25 protein-coding genes are annotated in these 23,011 nt (G+C 57.5%); 23 read left to right on the forward strand and 2 right to left on the reverse strand.

Features of this window, described 5'->3' with window-relative positions:
- Positions 1-68: 68 nt before the first annotated feature.
- The 19 genes from HW273_RS02255 to HW273_RS02340 all read left to right on the forward strand — a co-directional run bounded on the left by HW273_RS02255 (position 69) and on the right by HW273_RS02340 (position 18,794).
- The gene (locus tag HW273_RS02255) at positions 69-1,613 is read left to right on the forward strand and encodes an L-fucose/L-arabinose isomerase family protein (protein ID WP_179010242.1); all 1,545 of its coding nucleotides are present in this window, start codon (positions 69-71) and stop codon (positions 1,611-1,613) included.
- Between the two features lie 212 nt (positions 1,614-1,825).
- Positions 1,826-2,746: a DUF3881 family protein gene (locus tag HW273_RS02260; protein WP_179010243.1), complete on the forward strand. Its 921-nt coding sequence runs from the start codon at positions 1,826-1,828 to the stop codon at positions 2,744-2,746.
- Between the two features lie 2 nt (positions 2,747-2,748).
- Positions 2,749-3,567 carry a YlmH/Sll1252 family protein gene (locus HW273_RS02265; protein WP_179010244.1) on the forward strand — a complete coding sequence of 273 codons (819 nt, stop codon included), beginning with the start codon at positions 2,749-2,751 and terminating at the stop codon, positions 3,565-3,567.
- A 188-nt stretch (positions 3,568-3,755) separates the two neighbouring features.
- Positions 3,756-3,956, forward strand: coding sequence for a 50S ribosomal protein L31 (rpmE, locus tag HW273_RS02270; RefSeq protein WP_179010245.1), 201 nt, complete (start codon positions 3,756-3,758; stop codon positions 3,954-3,956).
- Between the two features lie 154 nt (positions 3,957-4,110).
- Positions 4,111-5,064 carry a DUF1385 domain-containing protein gene (locus HW273_RS02275; protein WP_179010246.1) on the forward strand — a complete coding sequence of 318 codons (954 nt, stop codon included), beginning with the start codon at positions 4,111-4,113 and terminating at the stop codon, positions 5,062-5,064.
- Positions 5,064-5,975, forward strand: coding sequence for a peptide chain release factor N(5)-glutamine methyltransferase (gene prmC / locus HW273_RS02280; RefSeq protein ID WP_179010247.1), 912 nt, complete (start codon positions 5,064-5,066; stop codon positions 5,973-5,975). The genes HW273_RS02275 and prmC overlap by 1 nt, the downstream gene beginning before the upstream one ends.
- Before the next feature lie 671 nt (positions 5,976-6,646).
- On the forward strand, positions 6,647-7,714 hold the full coding sequence (gene prfA, locus HW273_RS02285) for a peptide chain release factor 1 (RefSeq protein WP_179010248.1): 1,068 nt from the start codon (positions 6,647-6,649) through the stop codon (positions 7,712-7,714).
- Between the two features lie 112 nt (positions 7,715-7,826).
- Positions 7,827-9,314: a glycosyl hydrolase family 18 protein gene (locus HW273_RS11655; protein ID WP_279287543.1), complete on the forward strand. Its 1,488-nt coding sequence runs from the start codon at positions 7,827-7,829 to the stop codon at positions 9,312-9,314.
- The gene (locus HW273_RS11660; RefSeq protein WP_330604026.1) at positions 9,197-9,574 is read left to right on the forward strand and encodes a glycosyl hydrolase family 18 protein; all 378 of its coding nucleotides are present in this window, start codon (positions 9,197-9,199) and stop codon (positions 9,572-9,574) included. Before HW273_RS11655 ends, HW273_RS11660 begins: the two co-directional genes overlap by 118 nt.
- Positions 9,575-9,588: 14 nt before the next feature.
- A complete protein-coding gene (locus HW273_RS02295) occupies positions 9,589-10,707 on the forward strand; it encodes an L-threonylcarbamoyladenylate synthase (RefSeq protein ID WP_179010249.1) in 1,119 nt (372 codons plus the stop codon).
- A gap of 2 nt (positions 10,708-10,709) precedes the next feature.
- Positions 10,710-11,210, forward strand: a complete 501-nt coding sequence (locus tag HW273_RS02300; RefSeq protein ID WP_179010250.1) for a deoxycytidylate deaminase — start codon at positions 10,710-10,712, stop codon at positions 11,208-11,210.
- A 98-nt stretch (positions 11,211-11,308) separates the two neighbouring features.
- Entirely contained in the window at positions 11,309-11,986 is a 678-nt protein-coding gene (gene nth, locus HW273_RS02305) for an endonuclease III (RefSeq protein ID WP_179010251.1), read from the forward strand.
- Position 11,987: 1 nt separating this feature from the next.
- On the forward strand, positions 11,988-12,239 hold the full coding sequence (locus HW273_RS02310) for a DUF6472 family protein (protein ID WP_179010252.1): 252 nt from the start codon (positions 11,988-11,990) through the stop codon (positions 12,237-12,239).
- Positions 12,239-12,796, forward strand: coding sequence for a tRNA (cytidine(34)-2'-O)-methyltransferase (locus tag HW273_RS02315; protein ID WP_179010253.1), 558 nt, complete (start codon positions 12,239-12,241; stop codon positions 12,794-12,796). Before HW273_RS02310 ends, HW273_RS02315 begins: the two co-directional genes overlap by 1 nt.
- Positions 12,797-12,859: 63 nt before the next feature.
- The gene (locus HW273_RS02320; protein WP_179010254.1) at positions 12,860-13,372 is read left to right on the forward strand and encodes a hypothetical protein; all 513 of its coding nucleotides are present in this window, start codon (positions 12,860-12,862) and stop codon (positions 13,370-13,372) included.
- The gene (locus HW273_RS02325) at positions 13,362-14,711 is read left to right on the forward strand and encodes a CCA tRNA nucleotidyltransferase (RefSeq protein WP_179010255.1); all 1,350 of its coding nucleotides are present in this window, start codon (positions 13,362-13,364) and stop codon (positions 14,709-14,711) included. The genes HW273_RS02320 and HW273_RS02325 overlap by 11 nt, the downstream gene beginning before the upstream one ends.
- A gap of 76 nt (positions 14,712-14,787) precedes the next feature.
- Positions 14,788-16,470 carry a phospho-sugar mutase gene (locus HW273_RS02330; protein WP_179012389.1) on the forward strand — a complete coding sequence of 561 codons (1,683 nt, stop codon included), beginning with the start codon at positions 14,788-14,790 and terminating at the stop codon, positions 16,468-16,470.
- Positions 16,471-16,591: 121 nt separating this feature from the next.
- Entirely contained in the window at positions 16,592-17,548 is a 957-nt protein-coding gene (locus HW273_RS02335) for a putative ABC transporter permease (protein WP_207718924.1), read from the forward strand.
- Between the two features lie 31 nt (positions 17,549-17,579).
- Positions 17,580-18,794, forward strand: coding sequence for a pyridoxal phosphate-dependent aminotransferase (locus HW273_RS02340; RefSeq protein WP_179010256.1), 1,215 nt, complete (start codon positions 17,580-17,582; stop codon positions 18,792-18,794).
- A 371-nt stretch (positions 18,795-19,165) separates the two neighbouring features.
- Here the strand turns inward: HW273_RS02340 and HW273_RS02345 are convergent, their stop codons facing one another.
- Positions 19,166-19,735, reverse strand: a complete 570-nt coding sequence (locus HW273_RS02345; RefSeq protein ID WP_179010257.1) for a Maf family protein — start codon at positions 19,733-19,735, stop codon at positions 19,166-19,168.
- A 459-nt stretch (positions 19,736-20,194) separates the two neighbouring features.
- On the opposite strand from HW273_RS02345, the gene HW273_RS02350 reads away from it, so the two are divergent.
- Together HW273_RS02350 and HW273_RS02355 are read left to right on the forward strand one after the other, a co-directional pair.
- Positions 20,195-20,755: an RNA polymerase sigma factor gene (locus HW273_RS02350; RefSeq protein WP_179010258.1), complete on the forward strand. Its 561-nt coding sequence runs from the start codon at positions 20,195-20,197 to the stop codon at positions 20,753-20,755.
- Positions 20,752-21,495 (forward strand): hypothetical protein, encoded by a 744-nt coding sequence (locus HW273_RS02355; protein WP_179010259.1) that lies wholly within the window; start codon positions 20,752-20,754, stop codon positions 21,493-21,495. The genes HW273_RS02350 and HW273_RS02355 overlap by 4 nt, the downstream gene beginning before the upstream one ends.
- A gap of 31 nt (positions 21,496-21,526) precedes the next feature.
- Here HW273_RS02355 and rpiB read toward each other — a convergent pair whose 3' ends face one another.
- Positions 21,527-21,988, reverse strand: coding sequence for a ribose 5-phosphate isomerase B (rpiB, locus tag HW273_RS02360; protein ID WP_179010260.1), 462 nt, complete (start codon positions 21,986-21,988; stop codon positions 21,527-21,529).
- 183 nt (positions 21,989-22,171) lie between these two features.
- Between rpiB and HW273_RS02365 the strand changes: the two genes are divergently transcribed.
- The gene (locus HW273_RS02365; protein ID WP_179010261.1) at positions 22,172-22,417 is read left to right on the forward strand and encodes a polya polymerase; all 246 of its coding nucleotides are present in this window, start codon (positions 22,172-22,174) and stop codon (positions 22,415-22,417) included.
- Between the two features lie 13 nt (positions 22,418-22,430).
- On the forward strand, positions 22,431-22,979 hold the full coding sequence (locus HW273_RS02370) for an NAD(P)-binding protein (RefSeq protein ID WP_179010262.1): 549 nt from the start codon (positions 22,431-22,433) through the stop codon (positions 22,977-22,979).
- Positions 22,980-23,011 lie beyond the last annotated feature (32 nt).

A 23,011-nucleotide genomic window follows, 5' to 3' on the forward strand; every position in this document is an offset into this window, starting at 1 on the left:
TTGTTTCACGTTCGTCCGCTTGACAGGGGACTTATACAGTAGAGTAAGGAAAAGAGAGGAAAACAAAAATGAAGAATATTCCGGAGATCAAGGTGGGACTTGTCGCAGTCAGCCGAGACTGCTTTCCAGCGCCGCTTGCCGTCAACCGGAGAAGGGCGGTTATGGAGGCGTATGGGAGGAAATACAGGGCGGCGGAGCTCTATGAGTGCCCGGTCACGATCGTCGAGAGCGAGACCGATATGACGGATGCGCTCGAGGATGTGAAGGCGCACGGCTGCAATGCGGTCTGCGTCTATCTGGGAAACTTCGGGCCGGAGATCGCGGAGACGCTGCTTGCGAAGCACTTCGATGGGCCGGTGATGTTCAGCGCTGCTGCGGAGGAATCGCAGGACAAGCTTGGCGTGGCGGGAAGAGGCGATGCCTACTGCGGGATGCTGAACGCCTCCTACAATCTGGCTCTTCGGAATACGAGGGCATGGATCCCGGAGAACCCGGTGCGGGATGCGGAGGGGGTAGCAGATAATATCCATGATTTCCTGCCGATTGCGAGAGTCCGGATCGGGCTGGACGGGCTGAAAATCATTTCCTTCGGTCCGAGACCGCAGAACTTCCTGGCATGCAATGCGCCGATCAAGCAGCTCTATAATCTGAATGTAGAGATCGAGGAGGAATCGGAGCTGGATCTCTTCGAGGCGTACCGGAAGCATTATGCGCCGGAGGAATTTCGGCTGGACGCGATAGTCGTAGAGAGGCAGAACAGGGAGATCGCGGAGATCAAGGCGGATATGATGCGGGAGCTTCATATCGAGACGCCAAGTGAAAAGCAGCATGAGATGTTGGACAAGTTCGCCGCCTATGAGGCGACGCTTCTGGACTGGATCGAAGCGAACAGAGGATCCCGTAAATATGTGGCGCTTGCCACGAAGTGCTGGCCGGCGTTTGAGGACATGTTCCGCTTTGTGCCGTGCTATGTGAACAGTCGTCTGACAGGACGCGGCATTCCGGTTTCCTGTGAAGTCGATATCTACGGCGCGCTTTCGGAATATATTGGAACCTGCATTTCGGAGGAATCCGTCACGCTTCTGGATATCAACAATTCCGTGCCGGCGGATATGTATGCGGAGGGGATCAAGGGGAACTACGACTACAAGCCGACAGACGTATTTATGGGCTTCCACTGCGGGAATACCTGCTCGGGCAGGCTGGTGCAGCCGCATATCGGTTATCAGAAGATCATGGCGAATACGCATCCTGCGGAGTGGTGCGACGGTACGATGGAGGGCGATATTCAGCCCGGTGAGATCACCTTCTACAGACTTCAGTCCACGGCGGACGCAAGGCTCCGCGCATATGCGGCGGAGGGAGAGGTGCTGCCGCTTGCGACCCGCTCCTTCGGCTCAATCGGCGTCTTCGCGATCCGGGAGATGGGACGCTTCTACCGCTATGAGCTGCTCGAAAAGAACTATCCGCATCACGGTGCGGTAATGTTCGGGCATTACGGCAGAACGCTGTATGAGACGCTGAGGTTCATCGGCGTCGAGGCGGCGGAGATCGGCTACAATCGTCCGGCGGGCGACCGTTATCCGGACGAGAATCCGTGGGGAACGCTGTAGGGTGTCCGCACTGCCTGCATTCGCCTCCTCCTGCCTCGGAGGCTACTTGTAAAGAAACCTGCCTTAGTGTATAGTATAAGTTCCCAAGCGCCGCTTTGCTGCTTTGCGGCTCTCGTGCCGCTGACAGGGGACTTATACAGCAGGAATCGCCGAGGCCTTCGGTATTGGGGCTGCTTGGGAATATTCCGTCAGAATTACCGAGGAGCAGAGGAATGCATAAATTTTTACGTTCAATAGGTTTTTCAGGGCTGCGCGACGATTATGAGGTGGATGCTTATCTGGATCGCGCAGTTCACGAGAAGAACCGCACGCATATCGTCTCCATGGGGAGGGGCAGAACGCTGGAGCAGTATCAGCTTCAGGTAGCGCCGTCGATGGGACTCACGGTCGTGGGGCAGCGCGATGAAAACGGCAGCTTCCGGCGCGACTATTACTTTCCCTATGTGAGGAGCTATGACGGGACGCTGACCGAGGAGGGAGCCGCAGAGCGCCATGCGGAGCGGGAGACCTATGCCGGCGTGCTGGAGGATTTCCGCACAGGGATCACCCTGATCTTCTATCTCTGCAACTCGGTGCAGCTTCGTGAGCTTCGCCGGATGCGGATTCCGGTGCGGCCGCGGCAGGCATTTTTGACCGGGCTCGCTGTGGAGGGGAAGATCCTCTTCCCGCTGGAGAAACGTGAGGGAGATGAGGAGCGCCGGATGCGGCAGCAGAGAGAGCAGCGGGCACTGCATGAGGCGGCGCGGGACGGGGACGAGGACGCGATCGAGACGCTGACGGAGACGGATATGAATCTGATGTCCGAGGTTTCCCGCCGTATTGAGACGGAGGATCTGTATACGCTGGTGGAGTCCTCCTTCATGCCGACCGGGGTGGAGTGCGACCAGTATACGGTGCTGGGCGAGATCACGGGTATCCGCGTCAAGGAGAATATCTATACGCATGAGAATGTCGTGGATCTTCAGCTGAACTGCAATGAGGCTGTCTTCCATGTCTGCATCAACGAGGCGGATCTGATCGGCGTTCCGGCGATCGGGCGGCGCTTCAAGGGAGAGGTCTGGATGCAGGGGGAGATGGAATTCACAAAGCTCCCGGAGGAGAATGCTGCTTCTCCGGAGAGGCAGGCGGAGTAGACATGGAACGAGAGGATTTTTTGCTCGCGCATCTTAGAGATCTTTCCCGCCGCACTTATCAGAATGCCTATCTGACGCACAGTAATTTTCTTTCCGAGGCGGAACTTGCCAGAGCTTCTGATATGCTTTCCCGAGAGGGGATGTCCGGACAGGGGAATGCGCCCTTCTTCTCCTACGGCGGGTGGGAGGAGGCAGAGCGTCGTGTGCTGGTTTTCCTGCCGGAGTATCTGACGCAGGAGGAATTTCTCTATGCAGAGCGGCAGGAGAGCACGGTGGTCGCTCTGCTCCATGTTTTTCCACGGAATCATCGCTTCGCAGAGCCGCTTGGCCACAGGGATTATCTCGGCAGCCTGATGCAGCTCGGACTCGAGCGGGAGCAGATCGGGGACATTTTGGTGGGAAACCACAGGGAGGAGGAGCCGGATTCAAAGGACGAGGCGTATCTCTATGTGATGGCGGACCGTGCGGAGCTGATCGCGGCAGAGCTTCGGCGGGTGAGGCACAGTACAGTAGTCTGCGAGCGGGTTCCGCTGACGGACTGCCGGCTGGGGAAGCGCTTCCGGGAGCTGTCCGGCTCTGTCGCATCGGAGCGGCTGGACGCGGTGCTCGCGATGGCCTATCATCTCTCGCGCGGCAGGGCACAGGAGTTGATCGGCGCGGAGCTGGTGCGGATCGACGGCAGGACGGCGGACTCTGCCGGGACGCTCCTTCGGGAGGGACAGAGGGTTTCCGCGCGCGGGCTTGGGAAGTTTCTCTACCTTGGTACAGGCTCCCGCACTAAAAAGGGAAGAGTCTATGCGTCGGTACGGCTCTACGTCTGAACGGACAGAGAAGCTTTCGGAGGGCGTGGGGCATCTTCGCGGCATCCGGCGCTTCCGGCGTGCCGTTTGAGAAGCAGAAAGCACTTGCAATCCTTCCGCATTTGTGATAGTGTGATAAGGCTGAAAACCAAGTGACCGTGAGGTCGATGAGACAGCATGGTTGGAAACCATGCGGAAAGAGGGAACAAATGAGAGAGGGAATTCATCCGACTTACTATCAGGCAACTGTTACCTGCAACTGCGGCAACACCTTCGTGACCGGCTCTACCAAGCAGGACATTCACGTCGAGGTCTGCTCCAAGTGCCATTCGTTCTATACCGGCGCGCAGAAGACGGCCTCCGCGAAGGGACGTATCGATAAGTTCAATAAGAAGTTCGGTATCCGGTAAGAGAAGAATAAGAAGGGGGTGGGAGTCTTTGGCTTCCGCCCCTTTATTATTGTATGAGCTCCTGTGCAGCGAAGTGACGCGTAAGCTTATATAATATATGGCGTGATTTATTTATTATGCGGGGCTTTGCGGCAGTATAAGAAAGGACAGAATGATGGCGAGGGAAAAGCGGCGGCAGCGCTACAGCGGGATCGGCGGACAGGCAGTTATAGAGGGGATTATGATGAAGAACGGAGAGGACTATGCCGTCGCCGTGCGGAAGCCGAACGGCGAGATCGAAGTGAAGAAGGAGAAGTACCGTGCGCTCCCGGATCGATATCCCCTCCTGCGGATGCCCTTCCTGCGGGGGATCTTCTCCTTTGCAGATGCCATGGTGCTGGGGATGCGCTGCCTCAGCTACAGCGCCTCCTTTTTTGAGGATGACGCGGATTCCGAGCCCTCGAGGCTGGAACGCTGGCTGATCGGGGTCTTCGGAGAGCGGCTTGAGGCGGTGCTCTCTGCGGTCGTCATTGCCTTCTCTTTTGTCGCTGCGCTGCTGCTCTTCGTGCTTCTCCCGACCCTTGCCGTGAATTTTCTCTCGCGTTGGATCGTTTCGGAGTCGGGACGGGCACTTCTCGAGGGGCTTCTTCGGGTACTGATTTTCGTGCTCTATATCCGACTGATCTCGAAGGCGCCGGACATCCGCAGAACCTTCGAATATCATGGTGCAGAGCACAAGTGCATTAACTGTGTGGAGCATGGGCTCCCTCTGACGGTGGAGAATGTCATGGCATCCTCGAAGGAACACAAGCGCTGTGGGACGAGCTTCCTCGTATATGTGATGATGATTTCCATCCTTCTCTTCATGTTGCTCCGCTTCGATACACTCTGGCTTCGGCTCCTCTCAAGGCTTTTACTGATTCCGGTGATTGCCGGGATCAGCTATGAGCTTCTCCGCGTTGTCGGCATCTACGATAATTTGCTTACAGAGCTGCTATTTATCCCGGGCATGTGGATGCAGGGGCTCACGACGACCGAGCCGGATGCGGAGGAGGTTGCGGTGGCGATCGCGGCGACGGAGGCGGTATTTGACTGGAGGGAATATCTGAGGAAGCGGGAGCAGGAGTAATGATAGTACGGGAGCTGATGCGGGAAATGACGGAGATGCTTCGGGCAGCGGGGGTGGAGGATGCACGCTTCGATGCGCGGCAGCTCCTGAAAGGAGCGCTCGGGCTGGATACCGCGCACTACCTTCTGTGGGAGCAGAGGGAGCTCTCGGCGCTGTTTCCGGAAGAGGAGCTTCGGAGGAAGCTCCGTAGGCTCCGGCGGGACTGCGAGAGGCGGGCGGCGCGGGAGCCGCTCCAGCAGATCCTCGGGGAGACGATATTCTATGGGCTTCGCTTTCTTGTAAATGAGGATGTGCTGTGTCCCCGGCAGGATACGGAGCTTCTCGTGGAAAGGGTGATAAAGGACTATGAAAATGTGGACAAGTCCGCGCTTCGCGTCCTCGATCTCTGCACCGGAAGCGGCTGCATCGCACTGAGCCTCGCAAGCTGCGGGGGATTTCCGGATGTGAGTGCGGCAGATATTTCAGAAGCGGCGCTGGCGCTTGCCGAGAAGAACCGGGCGGCGCTGCTGGGGGAGGAGAAGGGGAGCCTGCGCCTGCTCCGCTCCGACCTCTTCGAGGCGCTTTCCGGAGAGTGCTTCGACATCATTGTATCGAATCCGCCTTATATCCCGACGGCGGTCATCGATACGCTTTCACCGGAGGTGAGGGAGCATGAGCCGCGAATCGCGCTGGATGGGCATGCGGACGGGCTGTATTTTTACAGAAGGATTACCGAAGAGGCAGGGCGCTTCCTTCGGGCAGGCGGCAGACTCTATGTCGAGATCGGTTACGATCAGGGCGAGTGCGTGCAGGAGCTTTTTCTCCGCGCGGGCTTCACAGAGGTGAGGCTCTGCCAGGATCTCGGCGGTAACGACCGGCTTGTCTGCGGACGCCGGAGCGGGTATAATATGATTCCAGTGTATAAGGTCTGAGAGCGCCGCTATGCCGGCATAGCGGCGGTCGGAAGACCTTAAGACACGCCCCGCATGGAGCGCGAAGTGATGCGAATGCGGCACGGGAGCGCGGAATGCGGGGCGATTGCGAGAATCGCAAAGCGATGGAGCAATCGGAATCATATGTAAGAAAGCGAGGCAGTCTGAGAGCGCCGCTATGCTGGCATAGCGGCGGTCGGAAGACCTTAAGACACGCCCCGCATGGAGCGCGAAGTGATGCGAATGCGGCACGGGAGCGCGGAATGCGGGGCGATTGCGAGAATCGCGAAGCGATGGAGCAATCGGAATCATATGTAAGAAAGCGAGGCAGTCTGAGAGCGCTGCAATGCTGGCATAGCGGCGGTCGGAAGACCTTAAGACACGCCCCGCATGGAGCGCGAAGTGATGCGAATGCGGCACGGGAGCGCGGAATGCGGGACGATTGCGAGAATCGCAAAGCGATGGAGCAATCGGAATCATATGTAAGAAAGCGAGGCAGTCTGAGAGCGCGGCAATGCTGGCATAGCGGCGGTCGGAAGACCTTAAGACACGCCCCGCATGGAGCGCGAAGTGATGCGAATGCGGCACGGGAGCGCGGAATGCGGGACGATTGCGAGAATCGCAAAGCGATGGAGCAATCGGAATCATATGTAAGAAGGCGGGAAACAGAAATGTTTGAGAATTTAGAGGATGTGAAGCATCGATATGAGGAAATCGTGGAGAACCTCACCATCCCGGAGGTCGTTTCGGACATCGCGAAATACAGGAAGCTGATTCGGGAGCAGGGTGAGCTCGAGCCGGTCTACCGTGCCTATCTCGCATTTCGGCGTGCCGAGGCATCGGAAACCGATGCGTTGACCCTGCTTTCGAGGGAGAAGGATCCGGAGCTGCTGGAGCTCGCGAAGGAGGAGCTCTCGGAGGCGAAGGCGCAGCAGGCGGCGCTCACGCAGGAGCTCCGGCTGCTGCTGCTTCCGAAGGATGAAAATGACGAACGGAATATCGTGATGGAGATCCGCGGCGGCGCGGGAGGAGAGGAGGCGGCACTGTTTGCCGCATCCCTCTATCGGATGTATCAGAGCTATGCAGACCGGCGGGGCTGGCGGACAGAGCTGGTTTCCTTCAATGAGACCGGGCTCGGCGGCTTGAAGGAGGTTGTCTTCATTGTGAACGGTACAGGCGCCTTCTCCCGTCTGAAATACGAGTCCGGCGTGCACCGTGTGCAGCGGGTGCCGGAGACGGAGAGCGGCGGACGCATTCACACCTCTACGGCGACGGTGTCCGTCATGCCGGAGGCGGAGGAGGTGGATGTGGAGATCAATCCGGCGGATGTGCGGATGGAGGTCTTCCGCGCCTCCGGCGCGGGCGGACAGCATATCAACAAGACCTCCTCCGCAGTGCGCCTGATCCATGTGCCGACCGGTTTGGTGGCGGAGTGTCAGGAGGAGCGGTCGCAGCTGCAGAACCGAGAGAAGGCAATGCGGCTCCTTCGTGCCCGGCTCTATGAAATCGAATATACGAGGAAGCATGAGGCGGAGGCGCAGGAGAAGCGCTCTCAGCTCGGTACGGGAGACCGTTCGGAGAAAATCCGGACGTACAACTTTCCGCAGGGCAGGGTGACTGACCATCGAATCAAGCTGACGCTGTATTCCATAGAACAGGTGCTGAACGGGGATCTTGATCTGCTGATTGATCCGCTGATTACTGCGGATCAGGCGGAGAAGCTGAGCAGAAGCCAGTGAACTGCTTCGCCGAGAAACTGAGCAGAAGCCGGTGATCCGCCCCGCGGTGAAGCCGTGCCTGCGCTGTTTTCTGGAGGAGGCGGTGAGGAGAGAAGGAATTTTGGAGGGAAAAATGGCAGAGGGCGAAAGAACCGGACACCGAAATGCGGGAAGAAACCGGAAGAGACAGGGAGGACGGCGCAGGCTGCTGCCCTTCCTGGTACTGCTTTGCCTCTTGCTGCTCTCGGGGCTGTGTCTCGGCGGTTACCTTTATATAAAGAAATATATGCCGACGAAGGCGCGGGCAGATCTGGGGGAGTATTTCGACGTAGCAGGCAATAATGTGCAGGTCTATTTGAATGAGGAGAAGCAGAGAACCTCTAAGTCCTATCTCGTAGTGGGGCGCTTTCAGGAGAATCATGTCTATCTGCCCTATGAGTTCGTCAGGGAGAAGCTGAACCGCCGCTTCTACTGGCAGGAGAGCAGCGCAGTATTCCTCTATACCCTCCCTGCGGAGACGGTCGCGACAGGAGAGGGAGATCTGCTCCCGGACGGCAGCCATGCTTTTTTTCAAGAGGGAAAAAATCTCTATCTGAATGTGGACTGGGTGAAAGAATATACGGATCTTCGCTATCAGCAGAATACCGACGGCGAATACAAGCGGATCTTCCTGGACAACGACTGGGGTGCTTATGCAGGCGCGACAGTACAGAAGAAGGAAGCGGTCAGGGTGCAGGGCGGCGTGAAGAGTCCGGTGCTGACAGAGCTTATGCCGGGAACGGAGGTACGGATTCTGGAGCAGCTGGAAAAGTGGACGAAGGTTTCTACGCCGGACGGCTTTCAGGGCTATCTCCGGAGCAGCCGCCTCGGAGAGGCGCGGGAGGTGAAGCCGGAGAGCAGCTTCCATGCAGCAGATTATACGCGCCGGTCGCTGCCGGAGGGACAGAAGGTGGTGCTCGGCTTCCAGCAGGTGATGAATGCCGCGGCGAATGAGAACCTCGATGCTCTGACGGAGAATACGCCGGGGATGAATGTGATCGCGCCGACCTGGTTCGTGCTGAGCAGCAGCGAGGGGGATTTCATCAGCTATGCCTCCGCGGATTATGTGGCGCGGGCGCATGAAAAGGGTTATCAGGTCTGGGCGACGGTCAACAATTTCGACCTCGGCAGGCTCGACGAGGGCGTGCTGCTTCGGGATCTTTCCCTGCGGGGGCAGCTGATCGGCGGGTTGGTGCAGAATGCGCTGGAGAATGATATTGATGGTCTGAATATCGACTTTGAGCTGATCCCGGCGGAGCTGGGGCAGGATTATGTACAGTTCATGCGGGAGCTGTCCGTCGCCTGCCGGAATGCGGGGCTCATTCTTTCCGTTGACTGCTATGTCCCGTTCTCCTACAACAGCCACTATGATCTGGAGGAGCTGGGCGTATTCTGCGACTATGTGATCATAATGTGCTATGATGAGCATTATGCCGGTTCGGAGGAGGCGGCTCGGTGGCATCTATCTCTTACACGGACAGAGGTATCCGCGAGACCGAGAAGCTGGTTCCGAAGGAGCGGATCGTCATTGCCGTTCCGTTCTATACCCGGGTGTGGATCACCAAGGCGGATGGAAGCCTGAGCTCGGAGGCGCTCAGTGCGAAGCGTGCGCAGCAGTGGGTGCAGGAGAAGAACGTCACGCTGGAGTGGCAGGATGAGATCGGACAGTATTACGGCAGTATCGAGGACGAGGGTGTTCGGAAGCAGATCTGGATGGAGGAGGCGCAGTCAATGGGACTGAAGCTCAGTCATATCCGGGCGGCGGAGCTGGGCGGTGTCGCGGCATGGAAGCTCGGACAGGAGCCGGAGGGCTTCTGGAATATTTTGAATCTAAACCAATAAATAGGAAAGGAATCATGGAAACAATCATTAAGGGAATCGATGGGGTAGAAGAGGCGGCAGAGGTAATCAAACGAGGGGGTCTGGTGGCATTCCCGACCGAGACAGTATACGGACTTGGCGGCAATGCGTTGGATCCGGAGGTAGCGAGGCGGATCTATGCGGCGAAGGGACGTCCCTCCGATAATCCGCTGATCGTCCATGTCTCTTCTGCAGAAGAGGCAGAACCTCTGGTTTCTGTGCTGTCGGAGACAGCGCGGCGGCTGATGAGCCGTTTCTGGCCGGGACCGCTGACACTCGTGCTTCCGAAGTCGGAGCGCGTCCCGTATGAGACGACCGGCGGACTGGACACCGTTGCCCTGAGATGCCCGGAGAATAAATGTACGCTGGAGTTTATCCGGGCATGCGGGCTGCCGATTGCGGGGCCCTCCGCGAATACTTCCGGGAAACCTTCCCCGACAGAGGCGCGGCATGTCTATGAGGATTTGCAGGGAAGGATTGAAATGATTCTGGATGACGGAGAAGCGAGCATTGGCGTGGAGTCCACCATTCTCGATCTGAGCGGCGAGACGCCGACACTGCTCCGGCCGGGTGCGGTCACTGCAGCAGAGCTGGAAAGCGCGCTGGGGAGAAGCGTCGTGATTGATCCGGCGGTTCTTTCAGGTTCGGTCGGAGAGGGCGTGCATCCGAAGGCACCGGGCATGAAGTACCGGCATTATGCGCCGAAGGCGAAAATGACGCTGGTGACGACCGCATTTCTCCGGGAGAAGGACTTCCGTGTTGCGGAGAGCGAGAGAGTAAGAGAGGATGAGCGGATCGCTGATTTTATCAATGAAGAGACAGAGATCTCTGTGAAGGCAGGCAACCGGGTAGGGATACTTTGCTGCAGGGAAACCGAGGAGCTTTACCGTACCGGTTACGGCAACATCAAGGTGGACATCAAGCTGCTCGGCAGCCGCGAGGATCCACTCTCCATGACGCATACACTCTTCCGCCTGCTGCGGGAGTTCGACGCGGATGCAGTGGATGAGATTTTCGCGGAGAGCTATCCGGAGCGCGGCGTCGGCTTCGCGTTGATGAACCGGCTTCGAAAGGCTTCGGGCATGCGGGAGGAGCTTTTGACAGAGGAGGAATAAGCATGGGAGAGAGCGGAAAGAGAGAGGATTATATCAGCTGGGACGAGTATTTCATGGGCGTGGCGGAGCTATCGGCGCGGCGCTCCAAGGATCCGAGCACACAGGTCGGCGCCTGCATCGTGTCTGAGGACAACAAGATCCTGTCCATGGGCTATAACGGTTTCCCGAAGGGCTGCTCGGACGATGTATTTCCGTGGACGAAGATCCGGGTGGAGGAGGATCCATACAATGCGAAGTATTTCTACACCACGCACGCCGAGCTGAATGCGATCCTGAACTACCGCGGCGGCTCCCTAGAGGGCTCGAAGATCTTCGTGACACTCTTCCCCTGCAATGAGTGCGCCAAGGCGCTGATTCAGGCAGGGGTGAAGACCATGATCTATCGTGAGGACAAGTATGCGGACACTGCGGCGGTGCGTGCCTCGAAGCGGATGCTGGATGCGGCAGGTGTGCGCTATTACCAGTATCTGCCAAGCGGCAGAACCCTCACGATCACGTTATAACTGCCCCCGAGCTAAGCTCGGGGGAGCCACGCGGCTTTGAGCGATTCAAGGCAATCGCTTGCGATTGCTTCTCTATAACTGCCCACGAAGGGAGAACTATGTTTATCAAGGGAGAGGGCGCGAAAGCGCGGACAGAGAGGGTGCATGAAATCATGCGCCGCATGGACAGTCGCTACGGCGCAGAGCCGCCGATCTTTCTTCAGCATCAGAATGCATGGCAGCTTCTGTTCGCGACGATATTGAGTGCGCAGTGTACGGACGCCCGCGTCAATATGGTGACAGAGCAGCTGTACCGGAAGTACCGGAGCCTGCAGGATTTCGCGGACTGTCAGCTTTCGGAGCTGGAGCAGGACATCAAGTCCACCGGCTTCTATCACAATAAGGCGAAGAACATCAAGGCGTGTGCGGGAGAGCTGCTTCAGCGCTTCCACGGCACGGTGCCGCAGACGATAGAGGAGCTGACCTCCCTTCCGGGCGTCGGCAGGAAGACGGGAAACCTGATCCTCGGCAACATTTACGGCAAGCCCTCTATCGTGGTGGATACCCATGTAAAGCGGATCTCGAACCGGCTCGGTCTGGCGGATTCTGCCGATCCGACGAAGGTGGAGTTCCAGCTTCAGGAGGTGCTGCCGAAGGAATACTGGGTTCGCTGGAACACGCACATCATTTCGCTGGGGCGTGCGATCTGCACCTCGCAGAGACCGAAGTGCGGAGAATGCTATCTGTCGGAGCTCTGCCCGAGCAGGGAGCACGATCCGGAAACATGGAGGAGCTGAGATGACGGAATGTGAGCTCTGCGGCAATTACAGCTATGATTCGGAGCTGGACGACTGGCTCTGCGAGGCATATATGGATGAGGACGACAGGGCGCGGCTTTCTTTGGATCGGTATACGCATTGTCCGTATTGGAGATCCGATGATGAATATCGGACTGTGAAGCATCAGGCGGTTGGGCATCTGCCGGGCTATACGGACGAGGGACGTTTCGCGGAGCCGAAGCAGGACAGGAAGTATGAGGGTGAGCGCTGATGAACATCGTACTGCATGAGCCGGAGATTCCCTTCAATACCGGTGCGATCGGGCGAACCTGTGTGGCGACAGGGACGGTGCTGCATCTGATTCGTCCCTACGGCTTCCTTCTGAATGACAGGAATCTGAAGCGGGCGGGGATGGACTACTGGGAAAAGCTTCGGCTCTTCGAGTACAGGGACTATACAGACTTTCGGAGACAGCATTCGGAGCTCTGTCTCGGCTCGCATGCGAAGATGTGCACAGAGGACGATGCTCCGCGTCTCTGGTTCGCTACGACGAAGGCGCGGCAGATTTACAGTGAGGTCTGCTTCGGAATGGACGACTACATCATGTTCGGGAAGGAGTCTGCCGGAATCCCGGAGGAGATCCTCGCGGAGCATCCGGAGAGCTGCATCCGTATCCCGATGTACGGAGACATCCGCTCGCTGAATCTCTCGAATTCCGTTTCCGTTCTCCTCTATGAGGCGCTCCGGCAGAATAACTTCGGCGGACTCAGGAGAGAGGGTGCGCTGCATCGCCTGCATTGGCGGGAAGGGAACGCCCATGGCACATGAATCAGAAAAAAATCAGCGCTTTCTCAGAGAGGGACGGGACATGACCCGATAAGGAGGAATGAAATGAAGCTTGGGAAGAGATGGAGTTCACTGGCAGCAGTGCTGCTGCTCTGCCTGACGCTGCTTGCCGCCTGCAAGCCGCGCTATCAGGCGCAGGTGCAGGATCCGAGAGCGACGATCGCAGCGGATGCGCCGCAGGTGCTGGACTTCGACCAGATTCATAATGACATCGTGGAGCGGTATTCGGACAATGAGGCGTACGGTTTCATTAAAAATATGGATATCAGCGGCTCCAACGATGCGCCGAAGACGATCCGGATCAGCATGGACTGCGTAGAGGAGGTCTCTGACGAAGCGCTGGACATCTTCATGTCGCTGCTTCTGCAGAGCATCTCTGAGGAAGCGATCGTGCAGGACAGCCGTTATACCGGTCCGACGGAGGATAGCTTCGGCTCGGTCTATGACAGCTATGATATCCAGTACCGCATCAGTCGCGGGGATACGGTTTATCAGGATACTGTGATTTCGGCAGGAGAGAATATCCCGTTCCCGGCGGGGGTGTCACTTGAGGGCTGAGTCTGTGCGGCTCCCGATTGCTGTTGAAAAAATCATTGCGAGACTGGAGAATGCGGGCTTCGAGGCGTATGCGGTCGGCGGCTGCGTCCGGGACAGTCTGCTGGGGCGGCTGCCGGATGATTGGGATATTACGACCTCAGCGCTGCCGGCTGAGGTGAAGCAGCTCTTCCGGCGCACGATCGATACCGGCATACAGCACGGTACGGTGACGGTGCTGATGAGCGGAGCGGATACGATCCTCCGCGGGGAGAGAGGCTACGAGGTGACGACCTATCGGCTCGACGGCATCTATCTGGACGGGCGGCACCCGTCTACAGTTGCCTTCACTCCCTCTCTCCATGAAGATCTCGCCCGCAGAGACTTCACGATCAATGCGATGGCATATAATCAAAGGGCAGGACTCGTAGATGACTTCGGCGGGCTGCGGGATCTCTCCGCCCGGCAGATCCGCGCCGTCGGCATAGCGGAGCAGCGCTTCACGGAGGATGCGCTCCGGATGCTCCGTGCGCTCCGCTTTTCGGCACAGCTTTCCTTCAAGATCGAGGAGGAAACGAAGCTTGCCGTGAAGGCACTTGCCCCGAATCTCCGGAAGATTTCGAAGGAGAGGATACAGGCGGAGCTTTCGAAGCTGCTTCTCTCGGAGCATCCGGAGCATTACCAAAGGATATTCGAGACGGGACTTGCCCCGTATATTACCCCGCATTTTCCGCTGCTGGCGGATGCCGCGTATCCGGCGATGCCGGACAGTGCGCCTCGAAAGAAGTATCTCCGCTACGGGATGCTCCTTCGGAATGTGCCGGAGCAGGCGGGGCAGATCCTTCGGGAGCTGAAGCTGGACAATGAGACCATCCGGCTGGGGCGGAGCATTGCAGAGCTGCATGGGACAGCGCTTCCGGAAACAGCGTATCGATGCCGGAGCCTGCTGTCGGAGTATGGATCGGAGCTGCTTTCTGACTGGCTTCGAATGGAGGAAGCGCTGCTTTTGGCAGAGGACTGCGCTGCTCCGGGGCGCTGTGAAGTGCTTCCGGAGACCGCCGAGGGCGGAGAAACAGTGCCTGCGCCGGCGGCTTCGGATGCCGTGCGCTCTCGAGACACACGGCGGGAGCGGCTTCGGAAGATCCGGCAGGCAGAGAAACAGATCGAAGAGATATTAAGCAGAGGCGACTGCCTCAGCATTGCCGGACTTGCCGTGAACGGGCGGGACCTGATGGAGCAAGGCATAGAGAGCGGGCCGAAGCTCGGGGAGATGCTCCATATGCTTTTGGATTATGTTCTGGAGGATCCGGAGCGGAACCGCAGAGAGACGCTGCTGCGAAGGCTTTTCTTGACGCTTCTGTGAGGATAGGGTAAACTAAGGGCATAAATTTGTGATACTTTCACAGGTCGGCGGCAGTGCGCAGGAAAGGACGGCATTCATGTATCAGGACGAATATCAGCGTTGGAGGGCGGCGGAGCTTTTGGACTTCGACCTGCAGAAGGAGCTCCGGGACATTGAAGGCGCGGAGGAGGAGATCAAAGAGCGCTTCTCTGTAGCACTCAGCTTCGGAACGGCAGGTCTTCGCGGTACGCTCGGTGCAGGGACAAACCGCATGAATATCTGGGTAGTCCGACAGGCGACGCAGGGCGTAGCGGATTGGGTGAAGACGCAGGGCGGCAGCCAGACCGTGGCGGTCAGCTACGATTCCCGCCTGAAGGGCTGGCGCTTCGCCCGGGATGCCGCCTCTGTGCTCGCGGCAAACGGCATCCGGGTGCGGATCTATGACGAGCTGATGCCGGTACCGGCGCTGTCCTTCGCGACGCGCTACTACGGCTGCAATGCCGGCATCATGGTGACGGCGAGTCACAATCCGGCGCAGTACAACGGCTATAAGGCGTATGGGCCGGACGGCTGCCAGATGACGGATGATGCCGCCGCTGTGGTCTATGCCTCCATTCAGAAAACGGATGTCCTGACCGGCGCGCGCTTTATGAGCTTCGCGGAGGGCGTGGAGAGGGGACTGATCCAGTTCGTCGGGGACGACTGCAAGGAAGCCTTTTATCAGGCAGTAGAGGAGCGGCAGGTGCGTCCGGGGCTCTGCCGGACGGCGGGGCTGCGGCTCGTGTATTCCCCGCTGAACGGAACCGGACTCGTGCCGGTGACGAGGGTGCTTCGTGATATCGGGATTACCGATATTACGATCGTACCGGAGCAGGAGTATCCCAACGGCTACTTTACGACCTGCTCCTATCCGAATCCGGAGATTTATGCCGCGCTGGAGAAGGGACTGCGGCTCGCGGAGCAGACCGGTGCCGATCTGATGCTTGCGACCGATCCGGATGCGGATCGCGTAGGGATCGCGATGAAGTGCGCAGACGGCAGCTACGAGCTGGTTTCCGGCAATGAGATGGGCGTGCTGCTCCTCGATTATATCGCGGCGGGACGGATCGAGAAGGGAATGATGCCGGAGCGCCCGGTGGCGGTGATGTCTATCGTTTCGACGCCGCTCGCGGACAAGGTGGCAGAGCATTACGGTGTGGAGCTCCGTCATACGCTGACGGGCTTCAAGTGGATCGGGGATCAGATTGCGCAGCTGGAGGCGGCGGGAGAGGCGGATCGCTTCCTCTTTGGCTTCGAGGAGAGCTATGGTTACCTGGCCGGTCCTTATGTACGGGACAAGGATGCTGTGGTCAGCTCCATGCTGATCTGTGAGATGGCGGCATATTACCGTTCCGTCGGCTCCTCCATCAAGGAGCGGCTGGAGGAGATCTACCGGCAGTACGGCAGATATCTGAACAAGGTGGACAGCTTCGAGTTTCCGGGGCTTTCCGGGATGGACAGGATGTCGGGCATCATGGCGAAGCTCCGTGCGGAGGTGCCGACGGAGATCGGCGGACGCCGCGTCGTGAAGGTGACTGATTATACGAGGCCGGAGGAGACCGGGCTGCCGAAGGCAAATGTTCTGATCTATGGACTGGAGGACGGGGCGACCGTCGTTGTCCGTCCGTCCGGAACAGAGCCGAAGATCAAGTGCTATTACACGACGCTTGGCAGAGATTTGGCTGCTGCGGAGCAGGAGCAGGCGGAGCTTGCGGAGAGTATGAAGCCGCTCTTCGCCTGAGCTTTGCGGCGGAAGAAGGAAGGGCGGTTGCCGTTTGCCCCGGCAGTCGCCCTTTTCTGATGATTCCCTGATCAAAAAATCGGAGGAGCCATGTCAAACGGAGATATGGGGGATGTACGCTATGTACTATATAGGACAATATACCTTTCTGCAATGGGCGGTTATTTTCATTGCCTACTGCATCTTCGGATGGTTCTTTGAGTCGGCGTATTGCTCACTGAAATCCGGACATCTGCAGAACCGCGGCTTTTGTCACGGACCGTGGATCCCGATCTATGGCAGCGGCGCGACGCTTCTGGTGCTGCTCGCGGGGCCCTTCCGCACGAATCACCTCGCGGTGTTTCTGATCGGTGCATTCGGCGGCAGCGCGCTGGAGCTCCTGACCGGCTGGACGATGGAGAAGCTCTTCGGAATGCGTTGGTGGGATTATTCGCAGAATGCCTTCAATTTCCATGGCTATATCTGCCTCTATGCCTCTCTTTCATGGGGCTTTCTCGCGCTTCTTATCATGGACTATGTTCATCCGGTCGTGGAGAGCATTTCGCAGAATTGGAGTTATCTGACCTTCATTGTCATCAATACCATGCTCTACACTCTCTTTATCGAGGACATCATCCTTTCCGCGATTTCTGCAATGGATCTGAAGAAGCGGCTGCAGTCCCTCGCGGAAAATTCGGAGGAGATTCAGCGTCTCAGGAGCTCCATTCAGGATGCCTACAGCCGGCTGGAGGATGCGAAGAGGGAAATTGACGCCGGATTCGAGGCAATGCAGGATGTGCGGAAAAACGAGGGAAATGTCGCAGTAGCGAAGGCCGCCGTGAAGGAGACCCTGCGCGCTGTCCGCAGCGGTGCGAGTGCGGCGGAGGAGCGGATACGCGGAATGGAGCGCCGCCTCAATGTGCTGCTGGATGGAGGGGATGATAATGTCGGGTACATGAGCTGGTGGACGAAGACGATGCTTCGCAATAATCCGGATGCGGTCTCGAAAAATCCGGGCTTCGGGCTTCTGAAGGCGGCGGCGCTCCGACGGCAGGGAAAGAAGAAAAAGAGCGAGGAGAACGAAAAGAACGCGAAATGAGAAAATTCATTGCGGAGATTTGGAGGAAACTATGGTGATTTCGAAGAGTATGGAGGCGCTTTCGGCAGGCGCGTCGGTGATCCGAAAGATGTTTGAAAGGGGGCAGGAGCTTGCTGCATGCTACGGCGCGGAAAATGTCTACGATTTCAGCCTCGGGAATCCGGCATCTCCGGTACCTTATGAAGTGAAGAACGCCGTTTTCAGCATTCTGGAGAATCAGGATCCGAAATATGTGCATGGGTATATGAACAATGCGGGATACGGGGATGTGCGCGAGAGGGTAGCGCAGCATCTGAATGCACGCTTCGGCATGCACTACGGAAAAGAGGAGATCGTTATGACGGCGGGGGCTGCGGGCGGGCTCAATATCGTCCTCCGTGCACTGCTGGATCCGGGCGACGAGGTGCTCTGCTTCGCTCCCTTCTTCTCCGAGTACCGCAGCTATACGACAAATTACGGCGGTATCCTGCGGGTCGTCCCCGCGGATACCCATCATTTCCAGCTGGATATCGAGGCGGCGGAGCAGCGGATCGGGGAGAGGACGAAGGCGGTCATTCTGAACAATCCGAACAATCCGTCCGGGGCGGTATATACGGAGGAGACGCTCCGCTGTCTCGGGGAGATGCTTCAGCGCGCGGAGCAGCGGGCAGGACATCCGATCTGGCTGCTCTGTGACGAGCCCTACCGGGAGCTCGTATACGATGGCAGGGAGCTGCCCTATGTACCGGCATTTTTCCGGAATGCCATCTATCTTTATTCGTTTTCGAAAACGCTCTCGCTCCCCGGGGAGCGGATCGGCTACCTCGCGATCCGCCCTGACGCAGACTGTTGTGCGGAGCTCAGAGCGGCGCTTGTCCTTGCGAACCGCTGTCTCGGCTTCGTCAATGCGCCGTCGCTCTTCCAGCTCGTTATCGGCGAATGTCTGGAAGTGAAGGCGGACCTCGCCTTCTATGATCGGAATCGGAAGCTGATCTATACGGAGCTCTGCGCGATGGGATACGATTGTGTCCGCCCGGAGGGCGCCTTCTATCTCTGCATTCGTGTGCCGGACGGAGACGCGGCGGCATTTGCGGAAAGGGCGGAGAAGCATCATATTCTTCTGGTACCGACCGACGGCTTCGGGCTGCCGGGCTTCGTGCGGCTCGCTTACTGCGTGCCCTACGAGCGGATCGAGCGCTCCCTGCCGGCATTTCGTGCACTGGCGGAGGAATGCGGACTGCATCCGGAGAATGGGAATGCCCAGTGACCGCGGGCAGAAAAGGATACCGTGCAGCGAAAAGACCCCCGACGGAATCCGCCGGGGGCTTTCAAGCTTATGATATAGTCAGAACTTCACGGGGAAGGGGGGATAAACCGGGAAGCTCTATGAATCAATTAAGAAGGGGGCTCCGGAGCATTCCGGCTCCGGAGTATGAGTATGAAAACTATTTCAAGCTACATTTCTGTAACTATTTTTATAATAGCTTTGTTTTGTGTCCAATCTATGTCTTGTTTCTAAAAGAAATCTAACGTTTCTAAAAAATATATGAAGACAATTGCTGCTGCCGGGGCTTCTCCATACAATGCATCAGGAATCCCGACAACAGCCCCTTTTGATTGCATGAAGTTCCAGAGCCTCTAAAAGCGCTTCAGCGCGTCATAGAGACGCGCGAGCGGAAGTCCGACGACATTGTAATAGTCGCCGGATATCCCGCGGACATGCTTCGCGAAGCTGCCCTGAATCCCGTAGGCGCCCGCTTTGTCCATCGGATCTCCGGAGCGAACGTAGGTGCGGATTTCCTCGTCCGTGAGCACCTGAAACGTTACCTCGGTCTTCTCGACAAAGCGCTCCTCCTTTTCGCCGGAGAGCAGCGTCACGCCGGTGTATACCTGATGTGTCCGTCCGGACAGGCGGCGGAGCATGGCGCACGCCTCCTCGGGGCTTTTCGGCTTTCCGAGGATCTGCCCGTCGATGGAAACGACCGTATCGGCGGCGATCACGAGCCGCCCCGGGCAGCGCGCGGCGACATCCCTTGCCTTTTCTTCGGAAAGTGCAGAAACGACTGCCTCCGGTTTCTCGGAGCGGATCTGCTTCGGAATGCCGCTGGGCATCACCTCTGCATCGATTCCGATTATTCGAAGCAGCTGGATTCGCCGTGGGGACTGTGAGGCGAGGACGATTCTTTTTTCTGTGGAGTCTGGATTCATTTTCTTTCCTTTTTTCTTCCTTTTTGTAATTGTTTCACGGTACCGGAAAATAGGTAATAGCTCAGGTAGGCAGATGCCTTCTGGCGGCGCTGCCACCCGGTAGAGCTGATTCGGGAGATTCACGAAAAACATGAACCGGCCCTTGTCCATCCCCCTTCGGAATATCTGCGCTGCAATTGATGGAGAAGGACTCGTCGTACATACCGAAGATCAGATAGAATTTCTTCCAGCCGGTATGCTGGTATTTATCCGGCATTTTATCATAACCTCGGAGAATACTTCAAGCGGAATAAAGAGAAAAACCCTGCGAAAAAGCTATGCCATTCATGCAGGAGACTGTCAGGATGAAGAGAAATCGACTATAATATAAATCAATACGCGGCGGAAGTATGGAGCAGAATAAAAGATAAGTGACGAAGAGCGGTCTTTTTCTGTGAATACAGTCAGGAGGGAATGAAGATGACGGATGAGGCTATCGTGGAGCTCTATTGGAACCGCGAGGAGCGCGCAATCGAGGAAAGCGCACGGCATTACGGCAGGTACTGCCACAGGATCGCGAAAAACATATTGTATAGTGAAGAGGATTCGGAGGAATGTGTGAACGACACCTGGCTGCGTGCATGGGACAGCATCCCGCCGCACCGTCCCTCGTTGTTCCGTGCCTTTCTGGGGAAGCTCTGCCGGAATCTCGCGTTGAACCGCTATGAATTTCTGCGTGCAGAGAAGCGGGGCGGCGGAGAGCTTCCGCTGGCGTTGGATGAGCTTTCGGACTGCATCGGCAGAGCCTCCGAGCTGGAGCGGCTGCCGGATCGAATGCTGCTTACGGACTGTCTGAACCGCTTCCTCGCACAGGAGGAGGAAACGAGCCGGAGGATCTTCCTGCGCCGTTACTGGTATCTCTGTCCTGTGAGGGAGATCGCGGAGGAGCTGGGCTATACGGAGAGTAAGGTGAAAATGAGTCTGCTTCGGGCGAGGAAGCGGCTTCGGACACTCTTGGAAAAGGAGGAAATCACAGTATGAACGCGAGGGATATCTTGAACGCAATGAATGAGGTGGAGGAGAAATATATCGAGGAAGCGGCAGAGGGAATGGAAGAGAAGGTGATCCCTATGGCAGGACGCAGGAAGCGGAAGCCATTTCGGCAGAACGGGGCGGCGGTTGCAGCGGCCTGCGTGCTGCTCGTCCTCGGGGGAGGCATCTACGGGAGGTGGAGAAGCGGGCTGACAGGCAGCGCTGTTTCGGAGGCGGTACCCTACGGCATTTCCGAGGAAGCGACAGCTGCTTCGCAGAAGGAGGACGCAGACGCGGCAGGTGCGGAGAGCGTGCAGAGCCCGAACCCCTTCCAATCCTTCCGGACGCTTTCGGAGGCAGAAACGGCTGCCGGCTTCCGTGTCGCTGCCCCGGAGAGCTATGCAGCATATACTGTGCAGGACTTCTCGGTTCTCCTGGGGGAGGGCGACGGAGCCGGAAATATGATAGAGCTCATTTACCGGGATGCCTCCGGCGAGGAGGGGCTCCGCATCCGGGTCGAGAAAGCGGAGAACGCGGATATCAGCGGAGATTATAATTTCTATGAAAGGGATTTCACGGAGCAGTTCGGGGGGCGAAGCGTCCGTGTCAGGGGATCGGCGGAGCGGATCTATCTGCTGAGCTGGACGGAGGAGGACTACAGCTATGCGGTCTCCTTTGAAAACGGGGTAGAAAATACGAAAAAGGCAGAAGCGGAGGCGCTGATCGCCGGGATTTCCGCGGAAGCGTAAGCGGGGAAGGGCTCTCCCGGCGGCGGAGCCGTCAGCTCTCCGGAGAGAGTCCGCCGTTCCTTTCGATATCCATAATGAGATCGACACGGCGCTGGTGGCGGCCGCCCTCGAATTTCGCATCGAGGTAGGCATCGACGATCTTCTTCGCGAGCTCGATTCCCACGACTCTGGCGCCGAAGCATAGGACATTGGCATCATTGTGACGCTTCGCCATCTCAGCGGAGTAGGGCTCACTGCATGCGAAAGCACGGATGCCCTGAACCTTGTTCGCAGCGAGGGAAATGCCGATCCCGGTGCCGCAGATCGCGATGCCGCAGTCCGCCTCTTTGGCAGCTACTGCACGGGCGACCTGAAAGCCTGCCCTCGGGTAATCATAGCTCTCACGGCTGTCTGTGCCGACATTGAGAACTTCTATCCCCTTGCCCAGAAGATACTGCATGATCTCCTGCTTCATTTCTACAGCTGCATGGTCATTGCCAATCACGATTTTCATGGGATTCTCCTCTTTATTATTCCGAAAAAAAGATGCGTTGAAGCTACCGCCTAGTGTAGCACAAGCCGTTTTTTTTCTCAACAGGACTTGATTTTTGAGGAGACTTTGCTATGCTTGACTCTATGTGAAGGTATACTATAACTGTCAAGGTCAGAATGAGGCAGTGAAGGAAAGGAATGTGTTATGAAAATCGAGAATGTAAATAATGTAGAGGGTCTCTTCAATGTACTGAATTCCTGCGAGGGATTGGTAGAGCTGGTGTCCAGGGAGGGAGACCGCATCAACCTGAAGTCGAAGCTGAGCCAGATGCTGATGATGTCGAAGATGCTGGATACCGCTTATATCAAGGAGCTGGAGCTGATCGTGCATGAGCCGCAGGATATGAAGCGCGTCGTAGAGTTTATGATGAGCGACGCACATACGAGCTGACAGGAGAGAATGTGTGAATATTCCTGAGTACCATGAGCTTTTGGTGGTAGGCGCCGGTGCGGCGGGGATGGCTGCCGCTGCGGCGGCCAGCGACAGCGGCATCCGGGATCTTGTCCTCATTGAGAAGGATTATCAGCCGGGAGGACGACTGCTCCGGGAGAAGAACAAGAAGAGCGGCATTCGGATCTTCGGCACAGCGATCGGCAATGAAGCGTTTCGGGATCGTTTCCTGCGCTTTCTTTCCGACTATGAGGTTCCGCTCCGCTGTGGGATAGAGCTCCTGGATATTGACAGCGATCAGGAGGGCTTCCTTCTGAAGCTGGAGGACGAGGAGGGGCTCCCGCTGGAGATGCACTGCCGGGGGCTGATTCTCGCATCCGGCGATAATGCGGCACTCAGAGAGAGCCTGCCCGCCTTTGTGTCAGAGCTGAAAAGGGAGGGTGCGCCGATCTATTTCCAGACTGCCGGAGACCTGATTGAGAAATGCAGTCTCGCCGATGAAGCCGCGGAGAATGGTGCGCAGGCAGGCAGAGAGGCAGCGGGGTATCTTCTGAAGCGTTGACAGATATCCGCAATCCGCTTTATCGAACTTTC

This window comes from Oribacterium sp. oral taxon 102 (genome assembly GCF_013394775.1).
Taxonomy (GTDB): domain Bacteria; phylum Bacillota; class Clostridia; order Lachnospirales; family Lachnospiraceae; genus Oribacterium.